Here is an 11,967-nt window from a genome sequence, read left to right as displayed (position 1 = left end):
CTGGACCGCCACCTGGACCCTCGCCACCAACCACGGCACCCTCCAACAACTACAAACCACCGCCCAAATCCCCAACCTCCCCATCCAACAAATCCAAGCCGTCATCACCCACTAACCCCACCCAACAAACCACCCCACGGCCACCCCCAGAGAGCAAGTGGCGCAAACCCGCACCCCAGCACGGGTTAGCGACACCTGCTCTCTCAGCATCCGCGGCTAACCGCCCCGCCGGCGCGCTCAGCCTCTCTGCGGTCGGCCCTGGGACCGTCAGGCGAGGGGGTCGGCGAAGGGGTCGGCGGGGCGGGACGCGGTGGAGGCGGCCTGCTCCTCGTCCTCTGCCCAGCCGGCGTAGCCGGTGGTCTCGAGCTCCTCGGCCAGCTCCGGGCCGGCGCTGGTTACGATCCGGCCTTTGGAGAGCACGTGCACCCGGTCGGGGTGGAGTTCGGTGAGCAGCCTCGTGTAGTGGGTGATGGCCAGCACACCGAGACCCGATTCGGTGGTGGCGGCCTCGACGCGCCGGGCCACCGCTCGCAGCGCGTCCACGTCGAGCCCGGAGTCGATCTCGTCGAGGACCGCGAACTTGGGGTTGAGCACGCCGAGTTGGACGGTCTCGTTGCGCTTGCGCTCACCACCGGAGAGGTCGGCGTTCATCGACCGGAGGAGGAAGCGCTCGTCGAACCCGACCCGCGCTGCCTCTGCGCCGACCAGGGCCGGCACCTGGGAGGCGTCGCGCCCGGCAGCGGTGAACGCTTCGGCCAGGACGTCGCGCAGGGACACGCCCGGGACCTCGATCGGGTATTGCATGCCGAGGAATAGCCCGGCCTGTGCCCGCTTCCAGGTGGGGAGGGTCAACAGGTCGGTGCCGTCGAGCAGCACCCGGCCACCGGTCACGGTGTATCCGGGGCGGCCCATGAGCACGTGCGAGAGGGTGCTCTTGCCGGCGCCGTTGGGGCCCATGACGGCGTGGACCTCGCCGCTGTTGACCGTGAGGTCGACGCCGCGGAGGATCTCCCGGCCGGCAACGGTGGCCCGCAGGCCTTCGATCACGAGCGTGCTCATCAGTACCTCACCACGACCTCGTCGCCCTCGACGACGACTTCGTAGACCGGTACCGGGGCGACCGCCGGTAGCGACTGCGGCTGGCCGTCCTCCAGGGAGAAGGCGCTGCCGTGCTTCCAGCATTCGATCCAGCGCTCGTCTGGATCGATCTGGCCCTCCGAGAGGGACACGTTGGCGTGGCTGCAGCGGTCACCGATGGCGTAGAAGCTGTCCTCGATGCGCACCAGGCAGACACCGCCGGCTGTGACGTCAAGACGCACGGCGGTTCCGGGCTTTACGTCAGAAACGGGGATCCGGATCTCGCTCATTCCTGCACCCCTGTCATGGCGGTCTCGATGCGTTCGGCTTCGTCCAGCTTGGCGGCCAGCGCCAGGCGCAGAGGCGCAACCAGCGCCGGCGTCGGTAGGCGGTCCAGGACCTCGTCGAGGAAGCCGAGAGCGATGAGCCGCTCGGCAGATTCGGTGGGCACCCCCCGGCTCTCCAGGTAGAAGAGCTGGTCGGCGTCGACCGGCCCGACAGCCGAGGCGTGGCTGCAGCTCACGTCGTTGTCCTCGATCTCGAGGTTAGGCACCGAATCGGCGTGGGCTCCCTCGTGAAGCACCAGGTTCCGGTTGGTCTGGAAGGCGTTCGTCCCCCGGGCGCCTTTTTCCACCCGGATGAGCCCGGTGTAGACCGACCGGGACCGGTTGGCGACGACGCCTTTGAAGTACAGGTCCGAGGTGGTCTGCCTCGCGCGGTGATCCTGCTTGGTGCGCAGGTCGTGCATCTGGTGGCCGTCGGCGAAGTACACCGCCAGGAGCTTGGAGGTGCCGCCGGGCGCCACCAGCGAGGAGTCGGTGCGGACTCGGGCGTAATCGCCGCCGAGGGAGATCGCGGCCGAGGTCAGGGTCGCGTCCCGGCCGACGGAGCTGGAGTGCAGCGCCAGCTGCCAGACCTTGTGACCGAGGAGCTGCACGTGCACGTAGCCGAGACGCCCGGCGTCGCCTACTTCGAGCTCCGTCACCGGCACGACCAGGCTCTCGTCGTCCTCGCCGCCGCCGGCGAGCACCTCCACCACCGACGCGTCGGCGTTGCGGGCCACCCGCACCAGCAGCCGCGGGAACACCGCGGCGCCGGGCGCGCCGACGCGATGGACCACGACCACGGTTGGCAGTTCGTCGCCGTCTGGAGTGCGCTCCACGTCGATCACGACCGGCGCGGACGACAGGGCGAGGTTGAGGCTGACCAGCGAATCCGGTTCGCCGGCGATGGCCCCGAGAGGCGCCTCGGGCGCGTCGACGCCTGACAGGTCCGTGACCGACACCGCAGGGTGAGCGCCGGTCACCGCTACGGTGCCGTCTCCGCCGACCTCGACGACGACTGCGCCGGCCAAGGCGAGCAGCAGCGCTTCGAGCACGTCGGCTGACAGTCCGGCGGGGGGCGCCGCCGCGCCGGCCTGCTCCCCGTGGGAGACAGGAGCGAACCGCTCTAGGTCCAGCTCGGCGATACGGCTGTAGCGCCACTCCTCGGCTGCCTCGGTCGGCAGCGGGGTGGCGCTGAAGCGTTCGAACGCGGCGGTACGGGCGGTGCTCAGCCAGGCGGGGCCGGGCAGGCCGGCCACGGCGTCAGTGGTGAAGGAAGGCAGTTCGGGCTCCTCGGCCGTCAGGTGGTGCGCCGGACGGGTCAGTCTACGGGGTGAGCCGCAAAAGCGGCCAAGCCCCCACCCGCTCGGGACAGGCTTCGGCGGGTGCCGGCAAGGGCATCCGCTTCTAGCTGCCGCCCTCCCGGTCGGGGTCGAGCACCACCTTGGTGTGGTCGTCGGGGTTGTAGCGGACGGGGACGGTGCCCCCGACCTTCACCTTGGAGCGGGAGTCTGGCGTCTGAAAGGCGTGGCGGACGGTGACCTCCCATTCCTGGCCACCGACCGACAGGCCGAGCACCAGGCGGCTACGGGTCACCGGGCCGAGGGTTCGCTCGTCGACGACGGACACGACCTTCGCCTCGGCCTTGGCGCCGGTGCGAAGCAGCTCGGGTCCCTTCCACTCCGGCTCGGGGTCCGCCGGGCGCGGAGGAGGCGGCGGCGGGGGTGTCGGCGAGGGGCGCCGTTCGCGAACGCGCCTGGGACCGGCGCCTTGCGGCCGCGGGGGCGACTGCACGGGACGCTGGGTTTGCATGGCCAAGCTCATCCCGGCGACGGCGATCACCAAGACGATGGCGAGGGCTACCGCTCCGGTCATCACCTCGATCCTACCGGCACCAGCGCCGAGCGGTCAGCGCCGGGCCGGAGGGCGGGCACAGCGCCGAGCGGTCAGCACCGGCCGGAGGGCCGGCACCGGCAACGGCGCAGAGGTCAGCGCCGCCAGCGGGAGGACCGGCGCAGCTTGCGCCACCACGCCTCGCTGCGAGCCTCTTCCTCCTGCTCGCGCCGGCGCTGCTCGGCGATGATCTCGGGGCCGGCCGCGTTGATGATGTCCTCGGCGGAGTCGAGCAGCTCCCCGACGCCCACCGGGAGGTCCGGCTCGGGGCCGAGCGGCGGCTCGATCAGCGTGCCGCGGGAGAACCCGGCGTCGCCGATGCGCTTCTCGTAGCGGGGACAGTCCGCCGGGCAGCGCCACGGCGCCTCCGGCGCCAAATCCAGCGCACAGAAGCGGGCCACGTCACCTGAGCGGTACGTGCGGCTCTGGAAGAACTTGCAGTCCTCTCGCATCGGCACGTTGCCATGGTGCCATCCCCGACGGCCCAATCGACCGCCGGAATGCGCCGGCGGGGCGATCAGCCGATCGAGCCTTCCATCTGCAGCTCGATCAGGCGGCTCCACTCGACCGCGTACTCCATCGGGAGGGTCCGGGTCACCGGCTCGATGAACCCGTTGACGATCATGCTCATGGCCTGCTGCTCGGAGAGCCCGCGGCTCATCAGGTAGAAGAGCTGGTCGTCACCGATCTTGGAGACGGTGGCCTCGTGGCCGACCTGGGCGTCCTGCTCCCCCACCTCGATGTAGGGGTAGGTGTCGCTGCGGGACAGGTCGTCGAGGAGCAGGGCGTCGCATCGCACGAACGACTTGGAGTGGTGGGCGCCTTCCTCGAAGCGGACCAGGCCGCGGTAGGAGGTGCGCCCGGCGTCTTTGGAGATGGACTTGGAGATGATCGTGGAGGTGGTCTCCGGGGCGGCGTGGACCATCTTCGCGCCGGCGTCTTGGTGCTGTCCGGCACCGGCGTAGGCCACCGAGAGGACCTCGCCGGAGGCCTTGGGTCCCATCAGGTAGACCGCCGGGTACTTCATGGTCAGGCGGCTGCCGATGTTGCCGTCGATCCACTCCATGTGGGCCTCGGCGTCGCAGCGGGCCCGCTTGGTGACCAGGTTGTACACGTTGTTGGACCAGTTTTGGATGGTCGTGTAGGTGACCCGGCTGGACTCCTTGCAGACGATCTCCACCACCGCGGAGTGCAGCGAGTCGGAGGTGTAGACCGGCGCCGAGCAGCCTTCGATGTAGTGCACCTGGGCGCCTTCGTCGGCGATGATCAAGGTCCGCTCGAACTGGCCCATGTTTTCGGTGTTGATGCGGAAGTAGGCCTGCAGCGGCATCTCGACTTTCACGCCCGGCGGGACGTAGATGAAGCTGCCGCCGGACCACACCGCGGTGTTCAGCGCCGCGAACTTGTTGTCGTTGGCGGGGATGACCTTGCCGAAGTACTGCTTGACCAGGTCCGGGTACTCCCGCAGCGCGGTGTCCATGTCGCAGAACAAGACGCCCTGCGCTTCGAGGTCCTCCCGGTTGCGGTGGTAGACGACCTCGGACTCGTACTGGGCGGTGACGCCGGCGAGGTACTTGCGCTCGGCCTCGGGGATGCCGAGCTTGTCGTAGGTGGCCTTGACCGACTCGGGCAGCTGGTCCCAGGCGCTGACCTGCTTGTCGATCGGCTTGATGTAATAGAAGATGTCCGAGAAGTCGATGCCCGACATGTCCCCGCCCCAGTTGGGCATGGGCCGCTTCAGGAAGTAGCGGTAGGCGGTCAGGCGGCGGTTGGTCATCCACTCCGGCTCGCCCTTCATCCACGACATCTCGCGGATCATCTCCTCCGTCAAGCCCTTCTTCGGCTTGTAGACGTAGAAGTCTTCGACATCGCTCCAGCCCAGCTTGTAGCGGCCCAGGTCGAGTTCCGAGGTTGCCATCACGTCACCTTCCAAGTGGAGGGATTTCTCCTACGTAGATAGTAACAACCTCTCCCGGGTACGGCGGAGACCGATTCGTCCCCGGCCTAGCCGCCCACCACCCGGGGGGTGAACGCTGCGCTCGGGGCGGACAGCAGTTCGGCGATCTGACGGCCGGCGTCGCTGCGCTCCAGGTAGCGCAGCGTTGAGCTGCGGGCCAGGCGAGAGACGGTGGCCCGCCGGCGGCCGTCCATCGCGTTGACGCCCATGGCGAGGGCCACCTGCTGGGTCGGGCTGAGCGCCAGCACCGGGATCCCCCGGCGGCGGACCCGCCCCGCCTCCCGCTCCAGCTGGGCGCGTAGCAGCCACCTGAGCGGGGCGTCGGCGGTCGCGCTGGGCCAGCGGGACGCGCAGGCCATCGGCGCGCTGACGATCACCAGGTCCAAGTCCATCTCCCGCACGAGGGGGAGGTTGAGCATGGACCGCACTCCGCCGTCGACGTATCGGGCGCCGCCGATCCTGACGGGGGTGAAGTAGCCGGGTATGGCGCACGACGCCGCCACCGCGGCGCCGACGGTGGCGGGAGGCGAGCCGGGACGACCGAAGGGGATCCGCCGCCCGTCGGAGAGCCGCACCGCGCACAGCCATGTCGGCAGCTCCGGCCACCGGGCCCCGTAGAAGGCGTCCAAACCGCTCGATATGGCGTCGGTGGAGATGGCGCCCGCGGGCAGCAGTGCCGCGGCGAGAGCGGCGGGACGGCGCTTCCAAGGCCGGAGCAGGCCCTCGACGATGGCCCGGGGGTCGGCGAAGGGGCGGGTCTTGAGGAACGCCCCGAGCGACACCCGCGGGTTGTGCAGCGGCGACCCCCGGCGCAGCACCTCCCCGGCCGGCGACAGCGGCCGGTCCTCGGAGATGGCAGCCAGGTCACCGGCGGGCAGCCCGGCTCGCAGCAGTGCGGCGGTGAGCGACCCGGCGGAGGTGCCGACCACCACGGAGGCGGTGCGGGGATCCCAGCCCGTCGCATGGGAGATGGCGTCGAGGACCCCGCCGTGGAAGGCCAGGCCGACCGATCCCCCAGCCCCTAGTACCAGTCCGATGCGCGCCATCGAGACGACCTTAGGAGGAGCCGTCCGTCGCGGGGTGATCGGAGTGGTACGAATAGAGGAGCGAGGGGAGGGCAAATGACCCATGACCGGCTGAGCCCGCTGGACGCATCGTTTCTCCACATCGAGGACGACGTGAGCCACATGCACATCGGTGCGGTGTGCGTCTTTGAGGGGCCGCCCCCGGCCTACGACGAGATGCTGGCAACCGTCGCGGGCAAGCTGCACCTGGTGCCCCGCTTCCGCCAGGTGGTGCAGGCGGTCCCCGGCGACTTGGGCCGACCGGTGTGGGTCGACTACCCGCACTTCAACCTCGAGTACCACATCCGCCACACCGCGATCCCCTCCCCCGGCGGGCAGGAGGCGCTGTGGCGGCTGGTGGCCCGGGTGATGTCCCAGCAGCTCGACCGCTCCAAGCCGCTGTGGGAGCACTGGATCGTCGAGGGATTACAGGACGACAGCTGGGCGCTGATCTCCAAGACCCATCACTGCATGGTGGACGGGGTGTCGGGCGCCGACATGCTCGCGGTGGTGCTCGACCTGACCCCCGACGCGCCGATCGAGCCGCCGGCGGAGTGGGTGCCTCGCCCTCGGCCGTCGTCGCTGCAGCTGGCCGCCGAGGCGGTCGTGTCGACGATGACCAGCCCGTTCGAGCAGCTGCGGGTGCTGCGGTCGGTGACCCGGGTACCCCGCCGGGCGGCGGCCGACACCGCGCAGGTGATGCGCAGCCTGTGGGCCGCGGCGGGGGTGGTCGGGCGCTCGACGCCTCACACCAGCCTCAACGGGCCGCTCGGCCCTCACCGGCGCTGGATGACCGTCGACTCCACCGTGGCGGACGTTAAGGCGATCCGCCAGAGCCTGGGCGGGACCTTCAACGACGTCGTCTTGGCCGCCATCACCCGGGGGTTCCGGGACCTGCTGCTGTCGCGGGGGGAGTCGGTGGAGCGGAGCATCCGCACGATGGTCCCGGTGTCGGTCCGGGCCCGCAACGACCGGGGTACCGCGATCGGGGACGGCACCTACGACAACCGGGTGTCGGCGATCTTCGCCGAGCTCCCCGTCGGCATGGACGACCCTCGCCAGCGCCTGGCAGCCATCGCAGTGCAGATGGAGGGGCTCAAGGAGTCACGCCACGCGATGGCCGGCGAGCGCCTCACCGAGCTGACCGGTTTCGCACCTCCGGCGTTGCTGGCCGCGGCGGGGAGGATCGGCACCAGGCTGCCGCAGCGCACCGTAAACACTCTGACCACCAACGTCCCGGGCCCGCAGCTGCCGCTGTACGCGCGGGGTCGAAAGATGATCCGGGCCTACCCCTACGCCCCGCTCGGCGCCCAGCTGCGCACCAGCGTGGCGATCTTCTCCTACGACGGCAACGTGACGTTCGGCATCAGCGCCGACTTCGACGCCAACCCGGACTTGGAGGTGCTCGCCGGCGGCATCGCGGCGGGGATCGACGAGCTGCTCACCGCGGCGGGCCACACCCCGGTCCTCGACCTGACCCGCACGGATCGAAGCCGTACCGACCGGACGCCGGCGGCCGCCGAGATGGCAGCCGCCGGGCGCCCGCGGCTGAGAGCGGTCCGGGGCGACTAACCGTCAGGACGGCGACGGGTGACCGTCAGGACGGCGGCGGGTAGCCGCCAGAAGGCGAGGAGGCCCTCAGGAGCGGTCGTCGCGGGGTACCGGGCGGACCGCGGCGACGAGGACGCTGACGGCCATGACCACGCCCACCGCGAAGACGATCCACCCCGTCGAGCGAGGATCGCAGAAGAAGCTGAACACGATCGTCATCACCGACACCGCCATGGCGAAGCCGTAGTCGAGGGGCGCCTTGATCGCCGCGGGGACCATGGCGGTGAGTGTAGGCACACCGGCCCCGCCGCCTCAAAGCTCCCGGCGGCCGATCCCCGCCGGCGGGGAGGGCCAGCCCGGGAGCCGAGGCGGCGCGCTAGCCGGCCATCTCCTTGACCGTGGCGATCAGCCCGGCGGCGGTCTGGTCGCCGACGGGAGCCGGGATCACATTCAGGTGGGTGACGCCCGCCTCCTTCATCGCCTCGATCCGCTCGGCGACGAAGCTCTTCGGTCCGACCAGGCTCAGCCCGCTGACCAGCTCGTCGGGGATCTTGGCCGCGGCTTCGCTCTTCTTGCCGTCGAGATACAGGTCCTGGATCTCGGCGGCTTCCTTCTCGTAGCCGTAGCGTTGCGCCAGGGTGTTGTAGAAGTTCTTGCCCCGGGCGCCCATCCCGCCGATGTAGAGGGCCAGCTGCGGGCGGGCGAGGTCCCGCAGCTTGACTACGTCGTCGCCCTCACCGATGGCCAGGAGGCCTCCGGCGGCTACCTGCAGTGGGCCCCGCTCGGGTGCCCGCTTGGCCATCCCGGCCTCCAGGGACTTGCCCCACACGTCGCGCGCCTTCTCGGGGACGAAGAAGATCGGCAGCCAGCCCTCGGCCACCTCGGCGGCCAGCTCGACGTTCTTCTCGCCGATCGCCGCGATCCACACCGGGATGTCAGGCCTCGGGTGCCCGATGATCTTCAGCGGCTTGCCGAGGCCGGTGCCCTCGCCCTCTGGCAGGGGCAGGTGGTAGTACCTCCCGTCGTGGCGCAGGGGCGCCTCCCGGGCCCACACCTTGCGGCAGATTTCGATGATCTCCCGGGTCCGCCCGAGGGGGGCGTCGTAGGCGATGCCGTGAAACCCCTCGATGACCTGCGGGCCCGACGCGCCCAGCCCGAGCACGAAACGGCCGTCGGATAGGGCGTCGAGGCCGGCGGCGGTCATCGCCAGCAGCGTCGGCGTCCTGGTGTAGATGGGCAGGATGCCCGACGCGATCTGCACCCGCTCGGTCTTGGCCGCCAGGTAGCCCATGACGCTGACCCCGTCGAAGCTGTACGCCTCGGCTACCCACACCAGGTCCAGGCCGGCCTTCTCCAGCTCGGCCACGTTGGCAGCTGCCTTCTTGAAGCTGCCCGCGTAGTCCAGCTGCATGCTGATCTGCATCAATGCCCTCCCGGGGTTGGTTCCTGCGATGACCGGGATGGATTATCCCGTGCGAACAGTTCGGTCGCCATCTCGGCGGCTGCCGCCCGGTCCGCCGGCGACGCCGGATCCCCGATGAACACCGCCAGGCGGCCGCCCCTGGCGGCGCCGCCGGCGCGACCGGCAGCGGCGCCGCCAGCACGGCCGGCGACGGCCGCTGGTACCGGCTCCGAGGTGAGCAACACCACATCGGCGCCGGCGGCGACCGCGGCCGCCGCCTCGTCTTGGTCGCAGCAAACGATCCCTGGCACGCCTCCGTGCTAGCACCCCTGGGCGCCGACCCGCAGCCGGCATGGGGCAAGCTGACCCGCATGCCTGCCGAACCGACTCCGCCTGCCGCCCCCCGCCGACCCCACCGCCTGGATGCCCACGGCGACGTCCGGGAAGACGACTGGTACTGGCTGGCGGACCGGGAGGATCCTGCGGTCATCGAGTACCTGGAGGCGGAGAACGCCTACACCGACGCGGTGCTCGCCCCGACCGCGGCGCTCCAGGAGCGGCTGTTCGAGGAGATCAAAGCCCGGGTGGTCGAGACCGATGTGAGCAGCCCGTCGCGCCTCGGGGGTTGGTGGTACTGGACCCGCACCGATGAGGGCAGCCAGTACCGCAGTTACTGGCGCCGCGCCGATCCGGACCACCTGCTCGACGCGGCGGTCGTCCTAGCCGGCGCCACCGACGCCCTCGCCGACGCGAAGGCCACCCCAGGAGCCGGCCAGCTGGTGCTCGACGAGAACGCGCTGGCCGAAGGCCACGACTTCTTCGCTCTCGGAGTGTGGGATCTCAGCCCCGACCACACCTTGCTGGCCTACGCCGCGGACACTGACGGCTCGGAGCGCTACCGCCTCCGCTTCCGGGACCTCGGAACCGGCCGCGACCTCCCCGACGTGGTGGAGGACGTGTCCTACGGATCGGCGTGGGCCCGCGACAGCGCGACGTTTTTCTATGTCCGCCTCGACGAGGCGATGCGCCCGTTCCAGGTGTGGCGCCACACGTTGGGTACCGACCCGGCCGGCGACACCCTGGTGCACCAGGAGGACGACGAGCGATTCTTCCTCTCCGTCGAGCTCACCCGCTCGGAGCGCTTCGTTGTCGTCCACCTCGAGTCGAAGATGACCTCGGAGGCTCGCTGGATCGACGCGGCTCGACCCGACGCCGACCCGGTGGTGGTCCTCCCCCGCCGCCAGGGCGTCGAGTACGACGTAGAGCACGCCGTCGTGGCGGGCGCCGGAGACGTGTGGCTGGTGCGGACCAACGACAACGGCGCGACCGACTTCGCTCTGGGAAGCCTTCCGGTGGGCAGCCAGGACCCCGCGCAGCTGAGGATCCTCGTCCCTCACCGGCCCGGGACCAAGCTCGACGGGGTCGACGCCTTCGCCGGCCACGTCGTGTTGAGCGAGCGGGCCGGCGGGCTCGAGCAGCTGCGGGTGCTGCCCTTGACGGGCGCAGAGCACGCATCGGGGGAGGTGTTCGGCCCGGACCACCTGATCGAACAGCCTGACCCGGTGTACAGCCTCGGCGGCGGCGCTAACGGCGAGTGGGACACGTCGAACTTCCGCTACGGCTACACGTCGCTGGTGACGCCGATGTCGAGCATCGACTACGACGTCACGACCAGGGCCCGGACGGTGGTCAAGGTGCAGCCGGTCCGGGGCTACCGGGCCGAGGAGTACCGCACCGAGCGGATATGGGCGACCGCCCCGGACGGGACGCGCATCCCGATCTCGCTGGTGGCCCCGAAGGACCAGCCTCTCGACGGGAGCGCCCCGTGCCTGCTCTACGGCTACGGGTCCTACGAGATCACCATCGACCCGGCGTTCTCGCCGACGCGGGTCAACCTCCTCGAGCGGGGCTTCACCTTCGCCATCGCCCACATCAGAGGAGGTGGGGAAATGGGCCGGTCGTGGTACGAGCAGGGCCGCCTCGAGCACAAGTCCAACACCTTCACGGATTTCATCGCGTGCGCCGAGCACCTGGTAGCCACCGGGTGGACCTCCCCCGACCGTCTGGTGGCACGCGGCGGGAGCGCCGGCGGCCTGCTCATGGGGGCGGTGACCAACCTGCGCCCGGACCTGTGGCGGGCGGTGGTCGCCGAGGTGCCGTTCGTGGACGTGGTGACGACGATGTCGGACACGTCGCTGCCCCTCACCGTCACGGAGTGGGAGGAGTGGGGCAACCCGCTCGAGGACCCGGCGGCGTACCAGGCGATGAAGTCCTACTCGCCCTACGACAACGTGGTGGCCGGCGCGTACCCGGCGCTTTATGTCACCGGGGGGCTCAACGATCCGAGGGTCGGCTACTGGGAGCCGGCCAAGTGGGTGGCCAAGCTCAGGGCGGCGCGCACCGACGGCGGCCTCACCCTGCTCCGCACCGAGATGGGCGCCGGGCATCAGGGAGCGTCGGGTCGCTACGACGTCTGGCGGGACGAAGCGCGCGTACAGGCATTTATCCTCACATCGGTGGACATCACCCAGTAGGCGGTACATAAGGCACGGATCACCCCAAAGGTCAAGGATTGAAGGCTCTTGATCCTTTAGGTGGGGGGTCCTGGTTGAGGGTCCACCAGTGGGGCCCGTGGCCTCACCAACCTGAGTGCTGTCGAAGGCAACAGGTCAGGAGGCCACGGGTGGATGATGAGGTTAC

12 protein-coding genes are annotated in these 11,967 nt (G+C 70.2%); 2 read left to right on the top strand and 10 right to left on the bottom strand.

The features are described 5' to 3' along the window. Nucleotides 1-267 precede the first annotated feature (267 nt). The 7 genes from sufC to K6U06_RS24300 form a co-directional block, all read right to left on the bottom strand. Entirely contained in the window at nucleotides 268-1,047 is a 780-nt protein-coding gene (sufC, locus tag K6U06_RS24330) for a Fe-S cluster assembly ATPase SufC (RefSeq protein WP_262324586.1), read from the bottom strand. 11 nt (nucleotides 1,048-1,058) lie between these two features. Continuing rightward, nucleotides 1,059-1,367 carry a Rieske 2Fe-2S domain-containing protein gene (locus K6U06_RS24325; protein ID WP_262324585.1) on the bottom strand — a complete coding sequence of 103 codons (309 nt, stop codon included), beginning with the start codon at nucleotides 1,365-1,367 and terminating at the stop codon, nucleotides 1,059-1,061. Further along, on the bottom strand, nucleotides 1,364-2,659 hold the full coding sequence (locus tag K6U06_RS24320; protein ID WP_262324584.1) for a SufB/SufD family protein: 1,296 nt from the start codon (nucleotides 2,657-2,659) through the stop codon (nucleotides 1,364-1,366). Before K6U06_RS24320 ends, K6U06_RS24325 begins: the two co-directional genes overlap by 4 nt. A gap of 148 nt (nucleotides 2,660-2,807) precedes the next feature. Continuing rightward, nucleotides 2,808-3,275 (bottom strand): DUF3592 domain-containing protein, encoded by a 468-nt coding sequence (locus tag K6U06_RS24315; RefSeq protein WP_262324583.1) that lies wholly within the window; start codon nucleotides 3,273-3,275, stop codon nucleotides 2,808-2,810. 113 nt (nucleotides 3,276-3,388) lie between these two features. Then, entirely contained in the window at nucleotides 3,389-3,751 is a 363-nt protein-coding gene (locus K6U06_RS24310) for a hypothetical protein (RefSeq protein ID WP_262324582.1), read from the bottom strand. A 59-nt stretch (nucleotides 3,752-3,810) separates the two neighbouring features. After that, entirely contained in the window at nucleotides 3,811-5,211 is a 1,401-nt protein-coding gene (gene sufB, locus K6U06_RS24305; protein ID WP_262324581.1) for a Fe-S cluster assembly protein SufB, read from the bottom strand. An 86-nt stretch (nucleotides 5,212-5,297) separates the two neighbouring features. Beyond that, nucleotides 5,298-6,296, bottom strand: coding sequence for a patatin-like phospholipase family protein (locus K6U06_RS24300; protein ID WP_262324580.1), 999 nt, complete (start codon nucleotides 6,294-6,296; stop codon nucleotides 5,298-5,300). Nucleotides 6,297-6,371: 75 nt separating this feature from the next. Here K6U06_RS24300 and K6U06_RS24295 point away from each other — a divergent pair, with 75 nt between their 5' ends. After that, nucleotides 6,372-7,886 carry a WS/DGAT/MGAT family O-acyltransferase gene (locus K6U06_RS24295; RefSeq protein ID WP_262324579.1) on the top strand — a complete coding sequence of 505 codons (1,515 nt, stop codon included), beginning with the start codon at nucleotides 6,372-6,374 and terminating at the stop codon, nucleotides 7,884-7,886. A gap of 66 nt (nucleotides 7,887-7,952) precedes the next feature. Here K6U06_RS24295 and K6U06_RS24290 read toward each other — a convergent pair whose 3' ends face one another. From K6U06_RS24290 to K6U06_RS24280, 3 genes are all read right to left on the bottom strand, one after another. Continuing rightward, nucleotides 7,953-8,144 carry a hypothetical protein gene (locus K6U06_RS24290; RefSeq protein WP_262324578.1) on the bottom strand — a complete coding sequence of 64 codons (192 nt, stop codon included), beginning with the start codon at nucleotides 8,142-8,144 and terminating at the stop codon, nucleotides 7,953-7,955. 97 nt (nucleotides 8,145-8,241) lie between these two features. Then, nucleotides 8,242-9,288, bottom strand: coding sequence for an LLM class F420-dependent oxidoreductase (locus K6U06_RS24285; RefSeq protein WP_262324577.1), 1,047 nt, complete (start codon nucleotides 9,286-9,288; stop codon nucleotides 8,242-8,244). Beyond that, on the bottom strand, nucleotides 9,288-9,578 hold the full coding sequence (locus K6U06_RS24280) for a hypothetical protein (RefSeq protein ID WP_262324576.1): 291 nt from the start codon (nucleotides 9,576-9,578) through the stop codon (nucleotides 9,288-9,290). Before K6U06_RS24280 ends, K6U06_RS24285 begins: the two co-directional genes overlap by 1 nt. Before the next feature lie 60 nt (nucleotides 9,579-9,638). Here K6U06_RS24280 and K6U06_RS24275 point away from each other — a divergent pair, with 60 nt between their 5' ends. Next, nucleotides 9,639-11,801 carry a S9 family peptidase gene (locus K6U06_RS24275; RefSeq protein ID WP_262324575.1) on the top strand — a complete coding sequence of 721 codons (2,163 nt, stop codon included), beginning with the start codon at nucleotides 9,639-9,641 and terminating at the stop codon, nucleotides 11,799-11,801. The last annotated feature ends 166 nt before the right edge of the window (nucleotides 11,802-11,967 follow it).

The organism is Acidiferrimicrobium sp. IK, assembly GCF_025499425.1.
In the GTDB taxonomy this organism is placed as follows: domain Bacteria; phylum Actinomycetota; class Acidimicrobiia; order Acidimicrobiales; family Palsa-688; genus Acidiferrimicrobium.
This window is presented reverse-complemented; position numbering and strand designations above follow the sequence as displayed.

What these genes read in the sequence shown, in the direction of transcription:
- K6U06_RS24325 (WP_262324585.1), bottom strand. Translation starts at nt 1,367, where the DNA reads ATGAGCGAGATCCGGATCCCCGTTTCTGACGTAAAGCCCGGAACCGCC.
- K6U06_RS24315 (WP_262324583.1), bottom strand. Translation starts at nt 3,275, where the DNA reads ATGACCGGAGCGGTAGCCCTCGCCATCGTCTTGGTGATCGCCGTCGCC.
- sufB (WP_262324581.1), bottom strand. Translation starts at nt 5,211, where the DNA reads ATGGCAACCTCGGAACTCGACCTGGGCCGCTACAAGCTGGGCTGGAGC.
- K6U06_RS24300 (WP_262324580.1), bottom strand. Translation starts at nt 6,296, where the DNA reads ATGGCGCGCATCGGACTGGTACTAGGGGCTGGGGGATCGGTCGGCCTG.
- K6U06_RS24295 (WP_262324579.1), top strand. Translation starts at nt 6,372, where the DNA reads ATGACCCATGACCGGCTGAGCCCGCTGGACGCATCGTTTCTCCACATC.
- K6U06_RS24290 (WP_262324578.1), bottom strand. Translation starts at nt 8,144, where the DNA reads ATGGTCCCCGCGGCGATCAAGGCGCCCCTCGACTACGGCTTCGCCATG.
- K6U06_RS24285 (WP_262324577.1), bottom strand. Translation starts at nt 9,288, where the DNA reads ATGCAGATCAGCATGCAGCTGGACTACGCGGGCAGCTTCAAGAAGGCA.
- K6U06_RS24275 (WP_262324575.1), top strand. Translation starts at nt 9,639, where the DNA reads ATGCCTGCCGAACCGACTCCGCCTGCCGCCCCCCGCCGACCCCACCGC.